The sequence below is a fragment of the Achromobacter sp. UBA5777 genome, assembly GCF_002418565.1.
GTDB classification, from domain to species: Bacteria; Pseudomonadota; Gammaproteobacteria; order Burkholderiales; family Burkholderiaceae_B; genus Achromobacter; species Achromobacter animicus.
Map to the genome: position 1 here is coordinate 1 of NZ_DIEJ01000314.1, position 20,732 is coordinate 20,732.

Below are 20,732 nucleotides of genomic sequence, written 5' to 3' on the forward strand. Positions count from 1 at the left end.
CCCGTGCAGGGCCGGGCCGAAGCCGGCCAGCACGAAGCCGGCCGCGGCCCACGCCGCGTTTCGCAAGGTTGCGATGGCAGCCATGGATCGTTACGCAGACTTCTTGGGATGCACGATCATCTGACCGGACATTTCCATGTGCAGCGCGTGGCAGAACCACTGGCAGTAGTACCAGTAGATGCCGGGGCGATCCGCCTTGAACGTGATGGACGACGTGGCCTGCGGTCCGATTTCCATGGCGATGCCGTGGCCTTCGAGGGTGAAACCGTGCGTCAGGTCTTCGATCACTTCCATGTTGGTCACGAAAACGGTGACCTCGTCGCCCTGGTTCACCTCGAACTGCTTCAAGCTGAACATCGGCGCGACCGCCATCATGTACACGCGGACCTTGTTGCCGTCGCGCACGACCCTGGCCGCGTCTTCCAGCGACACGCCGTCCTTCTTGGCGATCTGGCGGGCGTCTTCCCACATGGGGTCGTCGCGCTTCCACACGCTGATCGGGTTGATCTTGGAACGGTGCACCAGGCACATGTCGTGCGGCTCGGCAAAGCTGGGGCCGTCATGCACAAGCTTCATCTCGTCGCCGGAAATGTCGATGAGCTGGTCGTTTTCGGGCTTGAGCGGACCCACGTTCAGGAAGCGGTCTTTCGAGAACTTGTTCAGCGACACCAGCCACTTGCCGTCGGCTTCCTTGGTTTCGCCCATGGTCGAGTGGTTGTGGCCCGGCTGGTAGTGCACGTCCAGCTTCTGGAGGATCGGGTCAACCTTTTCGCCCTTGTACGCGCGCTTGGCCTTGTCGATGTTCCACTTGACCATCTGGCTGTCGATGAACAGCGTGGTGTAGGCGTTGCCGCGGCCGTCGAACGCGGTGTGCAGCGGGCCCAGACCCAACTGCGGTTCGGCCACGACGCAGTCGCGCGGCTTGATCTTGTCGGCGAACAGGTCGTCCAGCTTGCGCACGTCGATCACGGTGACCGTGGGCGAGAGCTTGCCGTTCAGCATGAGGTGGATGCCGTCGGGCGCGGCATTGCAGCCGTGGGGCGAGTTCGGCACCGGGATGTAGCGCGTGTACTTGGAGCCGTGGCGGCCGTCGACCACCGGCACGCCGCCCATCGTCTTGAAGTCGCCGTCCTTGACCGCCTTCTCGATGCGCTTGAGGTCGAAGACCACGACCCAGTCCTGCTCGTTGGCGGACATTTCCTCGACGGTGACGCCTTTCTCGGAGTTGTAGCAGGTGGCGAACGAATACTTGCCCTGGTAGTCGGCGTCGCCGTTGTCCAGGTTGCCGTCGACCAGCACCTGCCACGCGACCTTCATGGTGTCGCCATCAATGGCCGAATACACCGAGAAGAAGTTCTTCTTGGGATCGTCCAGCACCTTGCCGTCGTTGGGCAGCGGGATGATGTGCTCGCCGTTGGCAAACACGTAGCCGGTGCGCGGGTAGCGCTGCGGACGCAGGCCGTGCACGCCCGACACGTTGGGCAGTTCAACGATCTTGTCCGTCTTCATCACGTCCAGGCGGATACGGGCCACGCGGTTGTTGGCCTTGTCGTTGATGAAGAGGTAGCGGCCGTCGTAGGTCTGGTCGGTGAACGACAGGTGGGGGTGGTGGGCGTCGCCGTTGGGGAACACGCCGCCCTTGTCCTTCAGGTACTCGCGGGTTTCAGGCGTGAGGCCTTCCGTCAGCACCTTGCGGCTTTCGTTGGTGCGGCCCCAGCCGGTGGCGCTGCAATGGTTGAACACGGGGATACGCACGAGTTCGCGCATGGACGGCAGGCCCAGCACGCGGACTTCGCCGGACTGGCCGCTCGAGTTGAACGCATAGTATTCGTCGAGCTCGCCCGGCGCGACATGCCCGAGCACAGCGCCGTTGCCTGACTTGGCGTCCTTGCCGTGTGCGGTGGACATCTGCGCCCCGGCAACGAGGCCGGCCGCGCCGGTAATGGCTGCGGTGCCCAGGAAGCTTCGGCGGGTGAGGCCGGCTTTTTCGGGGGTCTTGTCGGACATGGATAACTCCTAGGTAGGGACGGCGCAGTGCGCCGCGGTACGAAAACCGTGTTTCACGATTCCCGGTTGGGGCGATTCGCCGAGTTGGGGGTCGGCATGCGGTGCAGAACGACTTCCTGCACCGACGGCTCAGGGGGCGGAGCCGGGCGCCGCTCACGCTTTGCCTGTTTCTGGATCAGGTGAGGGCACTTCTGTTTGTGGTGGTAAAGCATTTGGCAGTGCAGGCACTGGATGCACTCGTTCGGGTTGATTTCGCCGGAAGGGTCGATCGCCTGGACGGGGCATTCGATGTTGCAGCGCTGACAGGGATTGCCGCAGTCGCGGTAGCGCTTGAGCCAATTGAAGATGCGCAGGCGGGCGGGGATGGCCAGCGCGGCGCCCAACGGGCACAGATAGCGGCAGAAGAAGCGCTCGATGAAAAGACCCGCGGCCAGCAGCGCCACGGCGAACAGCACGAAGGGCCAGTGGCGCACGAAGTGCAGGATGATCGCGGTCTTGAAGGGTTCGACTTCGGCCAGTTGTTCGGCGACCGCCAAGTCGTACAGCGAGAAGCCGAAGAGCAGCAGGAAGATCACGTACTTGAACGTGGACAACCGCTGCGCCACGCCGTGGCGGATCTTGAGCTGGCGCACGCCAAGCCGCCGGGCGATGCGGTTGGTCAGTTCCTGCAGCGCGCCGAACGGGCACAGCCAGCCGCAGAACGCGCCGCGGTTCCAGAAGACCATGGAGATGGCGGTGGCGCACCACAGGATGAACACCAGCGGGTCCATCAGGAAGTATTCCCAACGGAAGTCGGTGCGCAGGGCCGAGAAGAACGTCAGCACGTTCACGATGGACAACTGCGCCTGCCCGTACCAGCCGATCCAGAACAGCGCGAAGGACAGGAACGCGAGGCGCAGGCGGTCGTGCAGCAACGGGCGCGAGGTGAGCTGGTCCTGGAAGAAGAAGATGCCGACCAGTACCGTCAGCGCCACGGTCAGGATGGCGATCTGGCCGGCCTTGCCCTGCCAGATTTGCTTCCACAGCGCGGGCGGAGCGGATTCGACGTCGGCTGAGGGCGCGGGTGCGTTGGTGGCTTGGCTTGCGGGGGGGGCGGGTGCAGGCGCGACGGCGCGGGTATAGGCCGTGGGCAGGTCATACGGCAGATCGAACGTGACGAACGCCTTGTCCGACACGCTGAGCACGCGCTGCACCATCAGTTGCAGCCGCCACGGTTTGACTGGGTCGAGCGAGGCGTCCTCGGGCACGACGAAGAGGGCGACTTCGCGCAGCGCGGGCGCGCCCTTGGCGTTGACGTCGGCCAGCCGCTGGTGGTTGCGGTCGCGGAACCGGAAGGCGCTTTCGTCCTGGATGACCTCGATGCGGTCGAAGATGCCGCCGCGCACGTAGCCCGAACCCTTGAATGAATAGAGACCGTTGCCGGCGACCAGCACGGCCTGCTGGCCGGGCTTGAGGCGTTCTTTCAGGCGCTGCCAGCCGATGTCGCCCAGCAGGCTGCGGCCGATGGACGGTGCGCTGACCAGTGCGGCGTACAGGTCGATGAAGGTGTCGTCGGGGCCGCCTTCGCCGTGTTCGGCGGCGTCCTTGCGGCCGGACCGCAGAAACGCCTGGTTGACGTCGTCGGGCGTCAGGCGCAGGTTCTTCACGGCGCCGGCGTCGAGCAGTTCCTGCCAAGTCTGCACGGTGTCTTTGCTTTCGTCGATGACGCGGGTCGCCGCTGGTTGCGCGGTCTGGCGCGGCGCGCCCGACTTGTCGATGCCGTGGGCGCGCGCCACCGCAATGGCGGACCGCGTGATCGTGTCGCCGATCACCATCAGCGTGACCGTGGCGCCGCTGACGATATCGACGGGCGGCGGTGCGCCGTGACGGGGCGGGGCGTCGACGAAGTTCAGGCCGACATAGCCCTGGATGAAGTGATCGACCTTGGCTTGCGGGATGCCGATCAGCACGATGGGCTCGTGGTGCTCGACCAGCTTTGCGCCCATGATGCGACCGCTGTCGGAAAGCCCCACCAGCACGTCGATGGGTTTGCTGGAGTAGCCGCGGGTGTTGACGACGTCGGTGGTCAGGTAGACAAGGCCCAGCGGCTTGTTGCCCGCAAACACGCGGGCAATTGCGGGCTTGCCTTCGACGGGACCGGTGCGGTCGGCGCCGGGAAATACCTCTGTGATGGGTGTGCTGGCCAGGAAGTCAGGCAGGCGCTGCGCCTGCGCGGTTTGCGCCAGAAACAGACAGGAAAGCCATAAAACAATGAACGCGGCCTGAATGTATTTTGTGAACCGGTGGGGTACTTCGGTACTGCCGCGCATGCTGAACTCTGTTCGTCGTGTTTGCTTACGGGCATCCTACGAACATGCACCCAGGACCGGATTGCGGTTTGTCAATCTGCCAGAGTCGAAGGCCTAATAGCCCTACGAAATGTAGGGGAAGTTCCTGAGTTTTGAGGGGTATCCGCAGGGGGTGTTGATGGATGTCAAGAGTGCGAGGGGAAGGCAGTCCTACACTGATCCGCGGCGGCAACGGCGTCTGCATCTGGCTGGCGTACGTGCATCGACCGCTGTGTCATCGGAGAATTTCATGCTGGCAAAAGCCACCCTCGCCATCCTTCTTTCCGCCTCCAGCCTGCCCGTGCTGGCCGCGCAATGTGAAACCACCGTCGAAAGCAACGACGCCATGCAGTTCAACGTCAAGGAAATCGTGGTCGACAAGAGCTGCAAGGAATTCACGGTAAACCTGAAGCATGTCGGCAAGATGGCCAAGGTCGCGATGGGCCACAACTGGGTCCTCACCAAGGAAGCCGACAAGCAGGGCGTCGCCACGGACGGCATGGGCGCCGGGCTGGCACAGGACTACGTCAAGGCGGGCGACACCCGCGTCATCGCCCACACCAAGGTCATCGGCGGCGGCGAATCCGACTCCGTCAAGATCGACGTCTCCAAGCTCGCCGCTGGCGAAAACTACGCATTCTTCTGCTCCTTCCCCGGCCACTGGGCCATGATGAAGGGCACGCTCAAAGTCGGCGGCTGATGCCCCGACGGGTCTGTTGAGACAAGCAAGAGCCGGCCGGGGGGCCGGCTTTTTCATGCCCGCAACGTCTGCAGCGCGGCGCGCGCAAACCGGGACGCACGGCCCGTTTCAGGCGCTTGCAAGCCTTAGTCCATACGGCCCAAAGCCTCTGTCCATCAGGCTTACGGAGGGGATGCGTCACCGGCATGTCATGGATTTTCCATGTACGATTACCGGTCGTGTAACTTCTGGAGCTCCTGATGGAGTGGCTGCTGGACCCCGCTGCGTGGGTCGGCTTGCTTACCCTGGTCGTCCTTGAGATCGTCCTGGGCATTGATAACCTGATTTTCATCGCCATCCTGGCGGACAAGCTGCCGCCCGCGCAGCGCGATCGCGCGCGCATCATGGGCCTGAGCCTCGCGCTGATCATGCGCCTGGGCCTGTTGTCCGTCATGTCATGGCTGGTCACGCTGACTACCCCCCTGTTCAATATCGGTCCGCTATCGCCCTCGGGGCGCGACCTGATCCTGATGGTGGGCGGCCTGTTTCTGCTGTTCAAAGGCACCATGGAACTGCACGAGCGCCTGGAAGGCAGCATGCACACCGGCTCGTCCGGCCCGCGCGTCTATGCCAGCTTCTGGGTGATCGTCACGCAGATCGTGGTGCTGGATGCGGTGTTCTCGCTGGACTCGGTCATTACCGCCGTCGGCATGGTGGATCACCTGGCCATCATGATGATCGCGGTCATCATTGCCATCGGCATCATGCTGATCGCGTCCAAGCCGCTGACGCGCTTCGTCAACGCCCACCCGACGGTGGTGGTGCTGTGTCTGGGCTTCTTGCTGATGATCGGCTTTTCGCTGCTGGCCGAAGCCTTCGGCTTCAAGGTGCCCAAGGGCTATCTGTACGCTGCCATCGGCTTCTCCGTCGCCATCGAAGCGCTTAACCAGGTGGCGCGCCGCAACCTGCTCAAGCTCGACGCCCGCTTCCCCATGCGCGAACGCACCGCCTCGGCCGTGCTGCGCATGCTGGGCAAGCGGCCGCCGGCCAGCGACGAACCCGACCTGCCCAATGCCGGCAGCCCGGCCGTCCAGGCCTTCGGGGTCGAAGAACGCAACATGGTCAGCGGGGTGCTGACGCTGGCCGAGCGCTCCATCCGTTCCATCATGACGCCGCGCACGGACGTTTCCTGGATCAATATCGACGACGATCCCGACAACATCCGCCGCCAGCTCACCGAGGCGCCGCACAGTTTCTTCCCGGTCTGCCGCGGGTCGCTGGACGAAGTGCTGGGCATCGGCCGCGCCAAGGACCTGATCGCGGACCTGATCACCGAGGGCCGTGTGCGCCGCAACCGCCTGCGCGATCCCATCATCGTGCACGAGTCGATCGGCATCCTGCGCCTCATGGACACCCTCAAGCGCTCGCGCGGCCAGCTCGTGCTGGTGGCTGACGAGTTTGGCGCCATCGAGGGGCTGGTGACGCCGATCGACGTTTTCGAGGCCATCGCCGGCGAATTCCCCGACGAAGACGAACTGCCCGACATCGTGGCGGACGGCGCCAACACCTGGAAGATCGACGGGGCGGCCGACCTGCACCACGTCGAGCAGGTGCTTGAAACTGAAGGCCTGGTCGACGACGCCCAGGACTTTTCCACGCTTGCGGGCTACCTGCTCTCGCGCTTCGGACACCTGCCCAAGCCGGGCGACGTGTGCGAATACCAGATCCATCACCAGCATTTCCGCTTCGAAGTCCTGGAAATGGATGGCCGCCGCATCGCGCTGGTGCGTGTCGAGAAGCGCCCCGAAGAGCATTTTCCTGACGAAGCAACCCTAGCCAACGACTAACAGAGAGAGACCCCAGCCCGTGACCGAGAACTCGCTCTATCTGATCAAAGCATTCATCCTGGGCATCCTTGAAGGCCTGACGGAATTCATCCCCGTTTCCAGCACGGGCCACCTCATCCTGGTCGGCGACTGGCTCAATTTCGATTCGGGCGACGGCAAGGTGTTCGAGGTGGTCATCCAGCTGGGATCCATCCTTGCCGTGATGTGGGTCTTCCGCGCCCGGCTGCTCAAGCTGATCCGCGGCACGCTGACTGGCGTGCCCAGTGAGGTGGCCTTCACCCGCAACCTGATCCTGGCGTTCCTGCCGGCGGCGGTGATCGGCGCGATCTTCATCAAGACCATCAAATCGGTGTTCTACCACCCGGCGGTGGTCGTGATGACGCTGGTGCTGGGCGGGCTGATCATGCTGTACGTCGAACGCCGCACGCGTCACACGCCGGGCGACGCGCCGGGCGCCGCTGACGACACCGCCTCGGACGAGCGCGCCTCGGCCCACACGCTGGAGCAGATCACCTGGAAACAGGCGCTGGGCGTGGGCGTGGCGCAGTGCTTTGCGATGATTCCCGGCACCTCGCGGTCGGGCGCCACGATCATCGGCGGCATGATCGCCGGCATCCAGCGCAAGACGGCCACCGAATTCTCGTTCTTCCTGGCCATGCCGACCATGCTGGGCGCGGCAGCCTACGACATGTACAAGAACTTTGGCCTGCTGACCCAGCACGACCTGTCGGGCATCGCCGTGGGCTTCATCGCGGCGTTCCTGAGCGCCATGGTGGTGGTGCGGGCCGTGCTGCGCTTCGTGGCCAATCACACGTATCGCGTGTTCGCCTGGTATCGGATCATCTTCGGCGGCATCGTGGCGGCCTGGATCTTCACGCGCTGATTCCTCCCGCCACGGCGGGCGCAGAATGAAAAAGGGCCGCTTTCTCAAGCGGCCCTTGTTTTTGTCCGGCGTGGGACGGGTGGCGTCTACGCTTCCGTTTCCAGGTCGTAGAACTGCAGCCCGTCGCGGTCGATGACCAGCCAGCCGCCGCGCGGCGGCGAGACGTGATCGCAGTCCCAGTCGGGCAGCACCCAGCGCTCGCGCTTTTGGCCGTCGACATCGAGCACGTGGCGGTTGGGGCGATGCGTGTGGCCATGCACCAGCACGCGCACGCCCGTCTCACGGAAGATCGATTCAATGGCGTCCGCGTTGACGTCCATGATTTCCATGGACTTCGTCTGGTTGGCCGCCTGGCTTTCGCCGCGTGCCTGCTGCGCCATGGCCAGCCGCTCGGGAATGGTCTTGGCCAGAAATTCGGCCTGCCATTGAGGGTTGCGGACCATCTTGCGGAACTGCTGGTAGGCGGCGTCGTCCGTACAGAACTCGTCGCCGTGCGTCAGCAGGACCTGGCCGAAATCGGTTTCCAGCAGTGCCGGCTCGGGCAGCAGGCTGGCGCCGACGGCCTTTGCCAGTTCCTCGCCGATGAGGAAATCGCGGTTGCCGCGCCCCAGCCAGACCGGGATGCGGGCGGCCGTATTGCGCAGCGCCACCAGCACCGTGGCAAGCCACGGCGGGGCGGCGCGGATCACGTCGTCGCCAATCCAGGCGTCGAAGATGTCGCCGGGCAGCAGCAGGGCTGCCGCCTCTTCCTCTGCCGCCTGCAGAAAGGCCAGGAAGGCCTCCGAGGTGGCCGGCGTGGCCGGCCCCAGGTGCAGGTCGGATGCCAGCCAGACCGGGCCGGGCAGGGAGATCTTATTCAAGAACTTCGGCCTTCTCGATGATGACGTCTTCGTTCGGCACGTTCTGGTGGAAGCCCTTGTTGCCGGTCTTCACGCCCTTGATCTTGTCGACCACGTCCTGGCCTTCGGTGACGGCGCCGAACACGGCATAGCCCCAGCCGTTCGGCGTGGGCGACGTGAAGTTCAGGAAGTCGTTATTGGACACGTTGATGAAGAACTGGGCGGTGGCCGAGTGCGGATCGCTGGTGCGGGCCATGGCCAGGGTGTACTTGTCGTTCTTCAGGCCGTTGTTGGCCTCGTTCTCGATCGGGGCGTGGGTCTGCTTCTGCTTCATGCCGGGTTCGAAGCCGCCGCCCTGGACCATGAAGCCGTCGATCACGCGATGGAACACGGTGCCGTTGTAGAAGCCTTCCTTGACGTAGGTCAGGAAGTTTTCAACGGACTTGGGCGCCTTGGCGGCGTCCAGGGTGATGACCATGTCGCCTTGGTTCGTTTGAAGCTTGACGCGGGGATTGGTGCTCATGGTTTTGGTGCCTTCGGAGGTGGAGGGAGAAGAAGAGGCTGCGGGGGCGGCGCTGACGAACGCCGGAGCGAATGCAGCCAGTGCGAACGAGCACGCCGTCAGGCGCAGCAGGTGTAGAGGGGAGTAACGGGACATCATTTGCCTTGTTTATCCTTCAACATTGTTTCAACTTCGCGGACCTTTTCCCGCATGCCGGGCACGCCGTCGCCGGCGGCCTCCTTGTAGGTTCGCAAGGCCTGCAGCAGTTGCAGGTCACCGAGGTTGGCGCGGGCGGCGGCGTAGTTCGGGTCTGCGCGCAATGCCATCTGGAGGGCATCCTGCGCACGGTCGAGTTCGCCGCGTCCAGCATATAGAGCGGCCAGATTGTTCCAGGGTTCCGGCAATTCCGGGAACCGCGTGGTCATATCGTTGTAGATGTCGATGGCTTCGTTCGTGCGGTCCAGGGCGGCCAGGGCACGCGCATGCTGGAACATGAGCTGCACGTCGGTGCCACGCTGGTCCTTGATCTCGGCCTGGCGCTTTTCGATCATCGCCAGCGCTTCCGCGTTTTCGCCACGGTTCAGCATGCGCTCGATGTGCGACGTGATCTGCGAAGCGGAGGGGGTCAACCGGGTGTCCACGCTGGGCTTGGCGGCTTCCAGCAGATTGGCCAGGGCGTCCCAGCCGCCTTCCGGCGGAATCGGGTCCAGGGTGGTGCGGGTGGCGTTGGGGTTTTCTCCCGCGCCGCCGCTCATCGACTGGGCAAGGGCGACGCCCGCCGGCGCGCCGGCCAGGGCCAGGGCGAGCAGGGCAACGCAAAAACGCGGCTTGATAGTCACGTGGGCTTTCCGTTAAAAGTCTTGGCCGGCTGGCGCTTACGCGCGCGACCGGGCCGCTTGCTATACTTGACGACCGCCATTTTAGCCCCGGTTGCGTTTTTGGCTCGACCATCGCGTTCAAGGCAGTAGGGAATAGGGGCCATCGGAAGAATACGGGCCATCGATCCCGCACCGACAGCACTGCCGGGACAGCACTGCCGGGACAGCACTGCCGGGACAGACTGCCAGGACAGCGCTGCCAATGGACTGCACTGCCAATGGACTGCACTGCCAATGGACTGCACTGCCAACGGGGCGGCAATGTAAATGGGGCGGCGAATTGGGCGGCACGCGTTGACGGTATGTTCCGTCGACAGCAACTTTCCGAAACCGCCACGGAACACTAAACGAAACCTATCGCGCCATGCTGCAAATCTACAACACGTTATCGCGTACCAAAGAACCGTTCAAACCGGCCCAGGCCGGCCAGGTGCGCATGTACGTGTGTGGCATGACCGTGTATGACTTCTGCCATCTGGGCCACGCCCGCATGCTGGTGTCGTTCGACGTTGTGCAGCGCTGGCTGCGCGCCAGCGGCTTGTCGGTGGACTACGTGCGCAACATCACGGACATCGACGACAAGATCATCCGCCGCGCCGTGGAAACGGGCCGCCGCATCGGCGAAGTCACCGAGTTCTACATCGACGCCATGCATGCCGACGAGCGCGCGCTGGGCGTCGAATCGCCCGATCGCGAGCCCCGCGCCACGCAGTACGTGGGCGAGATGCTCGACATCATCGGCAAGCTCGAAACCAACGGGCTGGCCTACCAGGCCGACGATGGCGACGTGAATTACGCCGTGCGCGGGTTTCCCGGCTACGGCAAGCTGTCCGGCAAGACGCTGGATGACTTGCGCGCCGGCGAGCGCGTGGCGGTGGGATCCAGCAAGCGCGACCCGCTCGATTTCGTCCTCTGGAAGTCCGCCAAGGCCGAAGAACCCGCCGACACCAAGTGGGAATCGCCGTACGGCCTGGGCCGCCCGGGCTGGCACATCGAGTGCTCGGCCATGAGCAAGTCGCTGCTGGGTCTGCCCCTGGACATCCATGGCGGCGGTCCGGACCTGAAATTCCCGCACCATGAAAACGAAATCGCCCAGACCGAAGGCGCGTTCGGCGGCACGCTGGCCAATATCTGGATGCACTGCGGCCCGCTCATGGTCGATTCGGACAAGATGTCCAAGTCCCTGGGCAACTTCCGCACCATCCGCCAGACCGTCGCGCAGAATGACCCGGCGGCTGACCAGTCCCAGTACCGGGTGAACCCGCGCGAAGCGGAAATGGTGCGCTTCTTCATTGTGCGTAACCATTACCGCAGCCCGCAGAACTACACGCCCGACAACCTGATCGACGCGCAGAACGCACTGGATCGCCTGTACCAGGCCTTGCAGAACGTGCCGGCCGACGATCAAGGCATCGACTGGAACGAGCCGCAGGCGCTGGCCTTCAAGGCCGCGATGGACGACGACTTCAACAGCTCGGGCGCCGTCGCCGCGTTGTTCGAGCTGGCCTCCGAGGCCAATCGCACCAAAAGCGCGCGCAGCGCCGGTCAGATGAAGGCCCTGGCCTCGCTGCTGGGCCTGCTGCAGCAGGCGCCCGCAACGTACTTCCAATCCGCCACCCGCTATTCCGCAGCGGCTATCGAGCAAGGCGCGCGCAGCACGCTGGACGCCGACGCCATCCAGTCCCTGATCGACGCGCGCGCGGCCGCCAAGGCTGCCCGCAACTTTGCCGAGGCCGACCGTATCCGCGCCGAGCTGCGCGATTCCGGCATCGAGCTGGACGACAAGCCGGGCGGCCTGACGCAATGGCGCCGCGCGTGACCCCGCAGGATACGCCGGACATGTCCACCGCAGATCTCGAGATTCCCAAGCCTGAATACTGGGAGGCCGCCGTGGCGCACCTGATGCGCCGCGATCGCATTCTGAAAAAGATCATCCCCCAGCACCCGGAGGTCTGGCTGACCTCGCGCGGCACGCCGTTCATCACGCTGGCGCGGGCGATCATCGGGCAACAGATTTCCCCCAAGGCGGCCGATGCCGTCTGGACCAAGTTCATCGACGCCGTGGGCAAACGCCCCACGCCCGTCGCCGTGCTGCGCGTCGGTCTGGACGGCCTGCGCAAGGCCGGACTGTCGCAACGCAAGGCCGAATATGTGCTCGATCTGGCCGTGCATTTCGGCGAGCGCCGGGTCCATCCCGAGAAATGGGCGGCCATGGACGACGAGGCCGTCATCTCGGAACTGGTCGCCATCCGCGGCATCGGACGCTGGACGGCGGAGATGTTTTTGATTTTCAATCTACAGCGGCCTGATGTCCTGCCGCTGGATGATCCCGGGTTGCTAAAGGCAATCTCGCTACACTATTTCAGCGGCGAGCCTGTCTCTCGCTTCGAGGCTCGCGAAGTCTCGTTGGCGTGGCAGCCCTGGCGTACCGTGGCGACCTGGTATCTGTGGCGCAGTCTGGAACCGACGCCGGTCCAATACTGACGCAAACCAGGCAGCCCATCTACGGAACCACACTACATGCGCAATACATTTCTGGAATTTGAACAGCCGCTCGCCGAGCTTGAGAACAAGATCGAGCAGCTGCGCTATGTGCAGGCCGATTCGGCGGTAGACATCTCCGATGAAATCGGACGTCTGCAGCAGAAGAGCCAGACGCTCGCCAAAGAGATCTACGCCAAGCTCACGCCCTGGCAAACGGCGCTTGTCGCGCGTCACCCCCAGCGTCCCTACACGCTGGACTACGTGCGCGAAATGTTCACCGACTTCCATGAATTGCACGGCGACCGCATGTACGCCGACGACCAGTCCATCGTGGGCGGCCTGGCGCGCTTCAACGGCACGCCGTGCATGGTCATCGGCCACCAGAAGGGCCGCGACACCAAGGAGCGCGCCGCGCGCAACTTCGGCATGCCGCGCCCCGAGGGCTATCGCAAGGCCCTGCGCCTGATGCGCCTGGCCGAAAAATTCGGCATTCCCGTCTTCACGTTCGTGGACACCCCGGGCGCCTACCCCGGCATCGGCGCCGAAGAGCGCGGCCAGTCCGAAGCCATCGGCCACAATCTTTACGCCATGGCCGAACTGAAAGTCCCGTTGATCTGCACGATCATCGGCGAAGGCGGTTCGGGCGGCGCGCTGGCCATTGCCGTCGGCAACGCCGTGCTGATGCTGCAATACGCCACCTACGCCGTGATTTCGCCGGAAGGTTGCGCCTCGATCCTCTGGCGCAGCGCCGACAAGGCCCCCGAGGCCGCCGACGCGCTGGCCATCATCGCGCCCCGTCTGAAGGATCTGGGTCTGGTGGACCGCGTGGTCAACGAACCCGTCGGCGGCGCTCACCGCGACCCCCGCGTCATGGCCCGCCTCTTGCGCCGTGCGCTCGGCGACGCCCTGCGCCAACTGCAGGGCCTGACGCCCGAACAGCTCGTCGAGCAACGCCTCCAGCGCGTGCGCTCGTACGGCGCCTTCCAGGAAGTGCGCGCGTAAAGCGGCAGGGCGCCGGCCCTCTGTCGGCGCCGCGGCCCCCGCGCCCTTTCTATCTCATGACTGACGTCCCGCCGCCCGGCAGCCATCCCCGGGCCGACGCGGGCGCCATTCCCTCCCTGCCCATCTCCACCGTGCTTGCCGCGGCGTTGCGCCAGACGCTCCAGGCACTGCCCGAGCGTCCGCGCCGCATTGCCGTGGCGTTCAGCGGCGGCGCGGACTCGGCCATGCTGGCCGTACATGCGGCCGCCATTGCGCCGCTGTTGGGCATCGAGGTGATGCTTTTCCATGTGCACCACGGTTTGCAGGCGCAGGCTGACGAGTGGGCGCAACACGGCCAGGCCCTGGCCGCAAGACTGTCGGTCCCGCTTATCGAGGCGCGCGTCCAGGTCGAGCCGGCCAGCGGCAAGGGCATCGAAGCCGCGGCGCGCGATGCGCGGTATGCCGCGCTCGCCCGGCTGGCGCTGGAGCACGGCGTCCACCACATCCTGCTCGCCCACCATCGCAACGATCAGGCGGAAACCGTGTTGCTGCGCCTGCTGCGCGGGACCGGCCTGTCGGGCATGGCGGCCATGTCTCCGGTGACGCAGCGCGATGGCGTGTCGTATGTTCGCCCGTGGCTTGAGCAGGATCGCTGCGCGATTCTTCGGGCGGCAGATGACGTAGAGGCGGCGATCGGCTGGCGCGCCGTGCAGGACCCCACCAATGCCGATCCGCGCTACACCCGTGCCGCGCTGCGTGAATTGCTGGCGCCCGTGCTGGATGCACGGTGGCCCGGCTGGCGCGGCATCGTCGCGCGCCATGCGCGGCACATGGCTGAGGCGGCAGAGATTCTGGACGAAGTCGCCCGTGAAGATTTTGCGCGCCTGGAACCCGGTGCCGATGACGCGAGTTTTTCATTACAGGCGTGGCGCGGACTATCGCCCGCCCGTCAGACGCAGGTGTTGCGGTATTGGCTGGAGCGAAATGGGGCGCGGATGCCCACCGACGCGCGCATGGCGGACCTGCTGAGGCAGTTGCGTGGCCTGCATAGCCTGGGCCATGACCGGCAATTGCGAGTGGAGCAAGCGGGTCACGTGATTCGCTGCCACCGCGGCCGCGTGTGGGTGGAGCGCCGGGGCCAGGCCGGTTCGTAGATCAGTATTCAAGACGGTGTGCAGGCCGGTACGCAGGCCGGCTCGTACGGCGGTACGTAAGCCGGTTCGTAAGCGGGTTCGTAAGCCGGTTTGCGGCAGGAGGTCAGCGCTTCCAATTTGGGCTATTTCGACAAGCCCAACGCCGTATTCACCCCCAAAATGGACAGAAATCTGAGCAAACTGCGCAAATTTTTACCGTCGCGCTAGAATATATGGTTTTGCCCGTCAACACTTGCGGCGGGTGTCCAGCCAGAGTACGAGATGTCCCTGATCGTTCATAAATATGGCGGTACTTCGATGGGCTCGGTCGAGCGCATCAGAAACGTGGCGCGTCGCGTCGCAAAGTGGCACGCCGCCGGCCACCAGGTTGTTGTTGTCCCGTCCGCCATGGCGGGCGAGACGAATCGTCTGCTGGGCTTGGCGCGCGAGCTCTCGCCCCAGCCCGACGGCCGCGAACTCGACATGATCGCCGCCACCGGCGAGCAAGCCAGCAGCGGCCTTCTGGCCATTGCCTTGCAGGCCGAAGGCGTGTCCGCGCGCAGCTATGCCGGTTGGCAAGTGCCCGTGCGCACCGATTCGTCGTTCACGAAAGCCCGCATCACGTCCATCGACGACGCTCGCGTGCGCGCTGATCTGGACGCCGGCCGAGTGGTCATCGTGACGGGCTTCCAGGGCATCGACCCTGACGGCCACATCACCACGCTGGGCCGCGGCGGCTCCGACACCTCGGCCGTGGCCGTGGCGGCGGCCATCAAGGCCGATGAATGCCTGATCTACACCGACGTGGACGGCGTCTACACGACCGATCCGCGCGTCGTGCCCGAAGCGCGCCGCATGTCCGTCGTTTCCTTCGAGGAAATGCTGGAAATGGCCTCGCTGGGCTCCAAAGTCCTGCAGATCCGCTCGGTCGAATTCGCCGGCAAATATCGTGTTCCGGTCCGGGTCCTGTCCTCGCTGACCGACCCCCTTATCCCGCTCGACGAAGAAATGGTCTCGGGCACGCTGATTACTTTTGAGGAAGACGAAAAAATGGAAGCCGCCGTTGTCTCCGGCATCGCCTTCAGCCGCGACGAAGCCAAAATCACCCTGCTGGGCGTTCCCGACAAACCCGGCATCGCATTCTCCATCCTGGGTCCCGTCGCCGCCGCCAACATCGACGTCGACATGATCGTCCAGAACCAGTCCGTGGCCGGCACGACCGACTTCTCGTTCACCGTGAACCGCAACGAATTCACGCGCGCCGTGGACCTGCTCAAGCGCGAAGTCATTCCCGCTGTCGGTGCCCGTGAACTGTCCACCGACGAAAAGGTCGCCAAGGTCTCCATCGTCGGCATCGGCATGCGCTCGCACGTCGGCGTCGCCAGCCTGATGTTCCAGACGCTCTCGCAAGAGGGCATCAACATCCAGATGATCAGCACCAGCGAAATCAAGACCTCCGTCATCATCGACGACAAGTACATGGAACTGGGCGTGCGCGCGCTGCACAAGGCCTTCGGTCTGGACCAGGCGCCGGCCACCAAGGTCTGATGAATCAGGTCCGGCACGATTTTTTTGCGTGAACGTCCCGATCGCGGGCAAGAGCCAAAAAAATCGTGCTAGAATCTCGTTCTCTTTTCGGAGACGTGCCCGAGAGGCTGAAGGGGCTCCCCTGCTAAGGGAGTATGTGGCTAAAAACTGCATCGTGGGTTCGAATCCCACCGTCTCCGCCAAAGACACTTGCACCAGTGAACCAAGGTTGCCTCAAGACCCGCATAGCTTATTGCTCTGCGGGTTTTTTGTTTTCTACGCGGTAATTGTGCGCGTTTGACCACGCGTAGCCGTCGTCCTGGTTGTAGTTGTAGTCCTAGTCTCGATACGGTTGCGGTGATCTACGTCTTTCTTCCGATCAACGCCCGCGCCTGTTCCACCACATCCGCGTCGTTCGGCCGGAAATCCACCTGCACTGCTTGCGCAAGGCGCACGAAGTGCGATTGCGAACTGCGCGCGTACGCCGGGTCGTAGTGCCTGTCGATCAGTTCGCGCGCCAGGTCTTCACGGCGGCCTTCGTCCACCAGCGTTATCCAGCCCTTGATGGTTTCTCGGCTGTGCAGTCCCACCATGCGCTGCAACTGCGCCTTGAGCCAATCCGGCGTGTCGAACAGCCGCGCGTAATCCTGCTGCAGGAAGCGCGTGCGGTCGTCGCGGCTGGCGCGGACTTCGACACAGTCACCCTGATGCATGGCATGCAGCAAGGATGCGGGCAGTTCCACCGCGCCGATCTTGCGACTTTCTGCTTCGACGAACACCGGTTGGCTGGCGTCGAGTTCGCGCAGCCTGACTGCGAGCAACGTGTCGAAGCGCTTCTGCGTGGGCTGTTCCGCGCCGGGCAATGCGCCCAGCAGCGAACCCCGATGGGAGGCAAGGTCTTCCAGGTCCAGCGTCTGCGCGCCTGCGTCGCGCAGCGCGTGCAGCAAGCGCGTCTTGCCGCTGCCGGTGGGGCCGGTCAGTACGACGAAGCGCAGCGGTTGTGGGAGCGTTTGCAGACCGTCCAGGGTGGCGCGCCGGTAGGTCTTGTAGCCGCCGTCGAGTTGCCGGGCGCGCCAGCCGATCATGTTGAACATCAACGTCATCGAGCCCGACCGCTTGCCGCCTCGCCAGCAGTAGATCAGCGGACGCCAGCCTTGCGGGCGGTCGGCGAAGGTCGTCTCCAGATGGCGGGCGATGTTGCGGGCGACGATGGCTGCGCCCGCGCGGGATGCTTCGAACGGCGAGACCTGCTTGTACATCGTGCCGATCAGGGCGCGTTCTTCGTTGTCGAGCACTGGCGCGTTGCGGGCGCCCGGAATGTGATCGTCGGCGTATTCCAGCGGCGTGCGCACGTCGATGATTTCGTCGAAATCATGCAGTCTGTCCAGACTGACAAGCAGATGTTTCACGCGGACCGCCCCTCCGTAAGTCGGTCTGCAATTCTCGCACGCTGCGCTGCGGTGTCGAACTGGATCCTATTAGGGATGGATAGAATGGCAGCCCTCGCCAGGATGGGTGGATGGATGTCTGACACCCTGTGGGGACGCCGCTTCAAGCTTGTAGTCCGTCTATGCGGGTGTCAGACGCCAAGGCGCCAGGTATGCGCGAAGCGTCATCACCCCAACGCAAGATACCGCGTAAGTCACCGAAGGCCGCCCGCGCGGCCGAACGGGGACGGGCCCCGCAAGATGCTTCGAGTCAAAGAACCTCTGCACAAAAATGCCAAGCACCCTGACCGACGCAGCGCCCGGCAGATTTCAAATGCTAGAGTCCGGTGCGGTGGCGGCCCGGGGTGCGCGGGGCGTCGATAAGCCCGAGGGAATCTGAAGGTAAGGCCGAAGGCCTGGACGAAGATGACGACGGGGCNNGTCCGGAGCGAAGGCTCCGGACCGCAATCGTGGCCCCGCGCGCCCCGGGCCGCCACCGTGCCGGACGCCTTAAGAACCATCACCGCATCAACAGCAAACACCAAAGATCTAAACCGCCGGCCCCCCATGCCGGCAACGGCGCAAACCAAAGCACCCAATTAACCACATCCCAGCATGACGAAGGCAGTAGCAATGGACTTTTCTTTCAAATGCACCACCTGCAACGAGGTCCATCACGGCCTGCCAAGCTTCGGCGCCGATGCGCCCGCAACGTACTACGCCGTCCCCCCCGAAGAACGAGACCAGCGTTGCGACCTGGGCAGCGACGATTGCGTCATCGACGAGCAGCACTTCTATGTGCGCGGCTGCATCGAACTGCCCATCGTGGGTCACCCCGAGCCCTTTGTCTGGGGCGTGTGGGTGTCGCTTAGTCTGCAGAGCTACGAGACGTGGGTGCGCATGTCGGACGAGGCGAAGCGTTCGCACACGCAGCCTTTGTTTGGCTGGCTCACGACGCGGCTCGATCCGTATCCCGACACGATCGGACTGAAGACGCACGTTCATCTTCGTGACGACGGCATCCGGCCGTACATCGAGTTGGAGCCGACCGACCACCCGTTGGCAGTTGAGCAGCGCGAGGGGATTACGACCGACCGCGTCGCGGAGATTTATGCGCTGCTGGTGCACGGCGAGAGCGCGGCGTAGGAGGGCGATTCGCCCGACGGATCGCCGCCCGCCGGATCGCCGCCCGACGGATCGCCGTCCGGCGAAATGCCGCGTGACGAATCGCCCCGCCTGCCCGCGTCAGGCGCTGAACGTCAGCGCATTCGTCAGGTCACCCATCGCCGTTTGCCCACGCGCCGTCATAGCGTCATCGCGCGCCTTCAAACCATCGAGCATCGGCAGGTCGAAGAGCCGCGTGGCAAAACGCAGGATAGAGCCCGTGTCGTAGATCGTGTGGTCCACCGTGCCCTTCTTGGCAAAGGGTGACACGATCACCGCCGGGATACGCGTGCCCGGCCCCCAGCGATCGCCTTGCGGCGGCGCAACGTGATCCCACCAGCCGCCGTTCTCGTCCACGGTGATCACCACCACCATGTTCTCCCACTGCTTGCTCTTCCTCAGGCTGTCCACGATGTGCGCAATGTGGCGATCGCCCGAGTCCACGTCCGCGTATCCCGCGTGCATGTTCAGGTTGCCCTGCGGCTTGTAGAAGGTCAGCGGCGGTAGCGTGCCCGCTTCGGCGTCGGCCAGGAATTTGTTGGTGGAATTGAGGTCACCCAGGCCGCCGTCGCGGATGTGCGCCGTGCGCGCCGCGGTGCCAGGCCCCGTGCTCTTGAAGTAGTTGAACGGCTGGTGATGCGCCTGGAAGTTGGGCGACGACGGAAAGCCCGTGCTGGCCGTAGAGTCCACGGCAGCCTTCCAGCCGCCTGCGTACCAGGCCCAGTCCAGGCCCTTCGCGCTCATCAGGTCACCGATGTTGGCGTGCGTTTGCGGAACCATCGTTTGCGGGCTGGTCGGATCTGCCAGTGTCGAATCGGTGGCATCGCGGCTGAACGACGGCCAGTAGGGCGGGGCCATCGTATTGACGCCATAGCCGTCGGGCGTGAGGGCGCTGGCGCCGAACTGCGGGATGCCGGTCAGCGCGCTGGCGGGTGATGTGGCCTTGGGTTCCAGGCGCGGATCGGCGGGGTCCGCGCTTTGCAGTTGCGCGATCTGCGTCTTGGCGACCGACGCGGCGGCATCGGGATAGAAGGGCGGGCGCGCCGCGACTAGGTACTGATGGTTCAGGAACGAGCCGCCAAAGGCGCCCTGGAAGAAGTTGTCGCACAGCACGAATTCCTGCGCCAGCTTCCACAGCCGCAGGTTGTACGCCGAATCGCTGTAGTGCCCCATGACGAGCGCGCCGGAATCAGCCCACGCGACGAACTTGTCGTTCTTGCCGCCGTTGATCTGCATCTGGTTCTGGTAGAACACGTGCCAGAGGTCGCGCGTCACCACGCCTTGCGGCAGCGGCTCGCCTTGCGGTCCCTGCAACGCGAAGGGCGCGTTGGACAGATTATTCATGTAGGCCGCGGCCTGATCCACCTGATAGGTGATGTGGTTGGCCTGCTGCGACGTCGGCACCATGCCGTTCCAGACCGGCGGCAGTACGGGCAGCGGCGTGCCGTCGCGATCGAGCTGCGTGTAGTCGGCCGGCGTCAGCGCGGACAGCGGCTTTTCCACGCCGGGGAAGTTGGCGAAAAGATTGTTGAAGCTGCGGTTCTCGGCAAAGATCACCACCAACGTCTTGACGTTGTCGCGCAGCTGCGTGGTGAGGTCAGGAGCAGGGGCGGGGGTGGGTTCCGGCGCAGGCGCGGGGGCGGGCGCCGCAGGATTGTCATCGTCGTCGTTGGAGCATCCGGACAGCGCGCCCATCGCGGCTGCGCTCGCGCCGAGTGCGGCAATGCCGGTCAGAAAACCGCGGCGCGTCGCGCGCACCGGCGTCGTGCTGGGGGCGTCCTGGGAAGGTTCTCCAGTGCTTTTGTCTTTGTCGGACATGAAAGGTCTCTTGAGCTTGCGGATGACGTGGCGCACTGTCATTGCGTCACGAAAATCGCCGGATGACAGCCGGCATCGTTAACGGCCGCTAGGCTAAAGAGACAACGTTCTATCGATGTGACCATCCGCTGTCGGGAAGCTGTACGCAGTCATCCGCGCGCCTTCCGACTTGCGCATCCCGTGAAACAACGCTATTATTCAAGGCTTGCTTTTTCAAGCGCCCGTAGCTCAGCTGG

Annotated in this window: 16 protein-coding genes and 1 tRNA gene; 10 read left to right on the forward strand and 7 right to left on the reverse strand. The window is 64.4% G+C overall.

Annotated features, from left to right (window positions below):
- Positions 1 to 90 precede the first annotated feature (90 nt).
- Together nosZ and B3446_RS27390 are read right to left on the reverse strand one after the other, a co-directional pair.
- Positions 91 to 2,007 (reverse strand): TAT-dependent nitrous-oxide reductase, encoded by a 1,917-nt coding sequence (nosZ, locus tag B3446_RS27385; protein WP_291387221.1) that lies wholly within the window; start codon positions 2,005 to 2,007, stop codon positions 91 to 93.
- Positions 2,008 to 2,060: 53 nt separating this feature from the next.
- Positions 2,061 to 4,316, reverse strand: a complete 2,256-nt coding sequence (locus B3446_RS27390) for a NosR/NirI family protein (RefSeq protein ID WP_291387223.1) — start codon at positions 4,314 to 4,316, stop codon at positions 2,061 to 2,063.
- Between the two features lie 268 nt (positions 4,317 to 4,584).
- Between B3446_RS27390 and azu the strand changes: the two genes are divergently transcribed.
- The 3 genes from azu to B3446_RS27405 all read left to right on the forward strand — a co-directional run bounded on the left by azu (position 4,585) and on the right by B3446_RS27405 (position 7,743).
- On the forward strand, positions 4,585 to 5,034 hold the full coding sequence (azu, locus tag B3446_RS27395; RefSeq protein ID WP_191579306.1) for an azurin: 450 nt from the start codon (positions 4,585 to 4,587) through the stop codon (positions 5,032 to 5,034).
- A 239-nt stretch (positions 5,035 to 5,273) separates the two neighbouring features.
- Positions 5,274 to 6,860 (forward strand): TerC family protein, encoded by a 1,587-nt coding sequence (locus tag B3446_RS27400; RefSeq protein ID WP_191579305.1) that lies wholly within the window; start codon positions 5,274 to 5,276, stop codon positions 6,858 to 6,860.
- Positions 6,861 to 6,879: 19 nt separating this feature from the next.
- The gene (locus B3446_RS27405) at positions 6,880 to 7,743 is read left to right on the forward strand and encodes an undecaprenyl-diphosphate phosphatase (RefSeq protein ID WP_291387226.1); all 864 of its coding nucleotides are present in this window, start codon (positions 6,880 to 6,882) and stop codon (positions 7,741 to 7,743) included.
- An 86-nt stretch (positions 7,744 to 7,829) separates the two neighbouring features.
- Here B3446_RS27405 and B3446_RS27410 read toward each other — a convergent pair whose 3' ends face one another.
- The 3 genes from B3446_RS27410 to B3446_RS27420 form a co-directional block, all read right to left on the reverse strand.
- Entirely contained in the window at positions 7,830 to 8,603 is a 774-nt protein-coding gene (locus B3446_RS27410; RefSeq protein ID WP_175138602.1) for a UDP-2,3-diacylglucosamine diphosphatase, read from the reverse strand.
- Positions 8,596 to 9,105 carry a peptidylprolyl isomerase gene (locus tag B3446_RS27415; protein ID WP_175124240.1) on the reverse strand — a complete coding sequence of 170 codons (510 nt, stop codon included), beginning with the start codon at positions 9,103 to 9,105 and terminating at the stop codon, positions 8,596 to 8,598. Before B3446_RS27415 ends, B3446_RS27410 begins: the two co-directional genes overlap by 8 nt.
- A gap of 134 nt (positions 9,106 to 9,239) precedes the next feature.
- Positions 9,240 to 9,923, reverse strand: a complete 684-nt coding sequence (locus B3446_RS27420; protein ID WP_191579303.1) for a tetratricopeptide repeat protein — start codon at positions 9,921 to 9,923, stop codon at positions 9,240 to 9,242.
- 403 nt (positions 9,924 to 10,326) lie between these two features.
- On the opposite strand from B3446_RS27420, the gene cysS reads away from it, so the two are divergent.
- From cysS to B3446_RS27450, 6 genes are all read left to right on the forward strand, one after another.
- Positions 10,327 to 11,781, forward strand: coding sequence for a cysteine--tRNA ligase (cysS, locus tag B3446_RS27425; RefSeq protein ID WP_291387229.1), 1,455 nt, complete (start codon positions 10,327 to 10,329; stop codon positions 11,779 to 11,781).
- A 20-nt stretch (positions 11,782 to 11,801) separates the two neighbouring features.
- Complete coding sequence (locus B3446_RS27430; RefSeq protein WP_175124237.1) at positions 11,802 to 12,446, forward strand: DNA-3-methyladenine glycosylase family protein; 645 nt, start codon at positions 11,802 to 11,804, stop codon at positions 12,444 to 12,446.
- Between the two features lie 36 nt (positions 12,447 to 12,482).
- The gene (locus tag B3446_RS27435) at positions 12,483 to 13,448 is read left to right on the forward strand and encodes an acetyl-CoA carboxylase carboxyltransferase subunit alpha (RefSeq protein WP_175124236.1); all 966 of its coding nucleotides are present in this window, start codon (positions 12,483 to 12,485) and stop codon (positions 13,446 to 13,448) included.
- 56 nt (positions 13,449 to 13,504) lie between these two features.
- Positions 13,505 to 14,581, forward strand: a complete 1,077-nt coding sequence (gene tilS / locus B3446_RS27440) for a tRNA lysidine(34) synthetase TilS (RefSeq protein ID WP_291387232.1) — start codon at positions 13,505 to 13,507, stop codon at positions 14,579 to 14,581.
- Between the two features lie 261 nt (positions 14,582 to 14,842).
- Complete coding sequence (locus B3446_RS27445; protein WP_175124234.1) at positions 14,843 to 16,108, forward strand: aspartate kinase; 1,266 nt, start codon at positions 14,843 to 14,845, stop codon at positions 16,106 to 16,108.
- An 89-nt stretch (positions 16,109 to 16,197) separates the two neighbouring features.
- A tRNA-Ser gene (locus B3446_RS27450) sits at positions 16,198 to 16,290 on the forward strand.
- Between the two features lie 159 nt (positions 16,291 to 16,449).
- Here B3446_RS27450 and mnmH read toward each other — a convergent pair.
- On the reverse strand, positions 16,450 to 17,496 hold the full coding sequence (gene mnmH, locus B3446_RS27455; protein ID WP_291387234.1) for a tRNA 2-selenouridine(34) synthase MnmH: 1,047 nt from the start codon (positions 17,494 to 17,496) through the stop codon (positions 16,450 to 16,452).
- A 651-nt stretch (positions 17,497 to 18,147) separates the two neighbouring features.
- On the opposite strand from mnmH, the gene B3446_RS27460 reads away from it, so the two are divergent.
- Complete coding sequence (locus tag B3446_RS27460; protein ID WP_191579327.1) at positions 18,148 to 18,660, forward strand: DUF2199 domain-containing protein; 513 nt, start codon at positions 18,148 to 18,150, stop codon at positions 18,658 to 18,660.
- A 99-nt stretch (positions 18,661 to 18,759) separates the two neighbouring features.
- Here B3446_RS27460 and acpA read toward each other — a convergent pair whose 3' ends face one another.
- Complete coding sequence (acpA, locus tag B3446_RS27465) at positions 18,760 to 20,496, reverse strand: acid phosphatase (protein WP_291387237.1); 1,737 nt, start codon at positions 20,494 to 20,496, stop codon at positions 18,760 to 18,762.
- Positions 20,497 to 20,732: the final 236 nt, after the last annotated feature.

Bases quoted from the DNA above. Each gene is read 5' to 3' on its own strand.
- nosZ (WP_291387221.1), bottom strand. From the start codon at position 2,007: ATGTCCGACAAGACCCCCGAAAAAGCCGGCCTCACCCGCCGAAGCTTC.
- B3446_RS27390 (WP_291387223.1), bottom strand. From the start codon at position 4,316: ATGCGCGGCAGTACCGAAGTACCCCACCGGTTCACAAAATACATTCAG.
- azu (WP_191579306.1), top strand. From the start codon at position 4,585: ATGCTGGCAAAAGCCACCCTCGCCATCCTTCTTTCCGCCTCCAGCCTG.
- B3446_RS27400 (WP_191579305.1), top strand. From the start codon at position 5,274: ATGGAGTGGCTGCTGGACCCCGCTGCGTGGGTCGGCTTGCTTACCCTG.
- B3446_RS27415 (WP_175124240.1), bottom strand. From the start codon at position 9,105: ATGAGCACCAATCCCCGCGTCAAGCTTCAAACGAACCAAGGCGACATG.
- cysS (WP_291387229.1), top strand. From the start codon at position 10,327: ATGCTGCAAATCTACAACACGTTATCGCGTACCAAAGAACCGTTCAAA.
- B3446_RS27430 (WP_175124237.1), top strand. From the start codon at position 11,802: ATGTCCACCGCAGATCTCGAGATTCCCAAGCCTGAATACTGGGAGGCC.
- B3446_RS27435 (WP_175124236.1), top strand. From the start codon at position 12,483: ATGCGCAATACATTTCTGGAATTTGAACAGCCGCTCGCCGAGCTTGAG.
- tilS (WP_291387232.1), top strand. From the start codon at position 13,505: ATGACTGACGTCCCGCCGCCCGGCAGCCATCCCCGGGCCGACGCGGGC.
- B3446_RS27445 (WP_175124234.1), top strand. From the start codon at position 14,843: ATGTCCCTGATCGTTCATAAATATGGCGGTACTTCGATGGGCTCGGTC.
- B3446_RS27460 (WP_191579327.1), top strand. From the start codon at position 18,148: ATGGACTTTTCTTTCAAATGCACCACCTGCAACGAGGTCCATCACGGC.
- acpA (WP_291387237.1), bottom strand. From the start codon at position 20,496: ATGTCCGACAAAGACAAAAGCACTGGAGAACCTTCCCAGGACGCCCCC.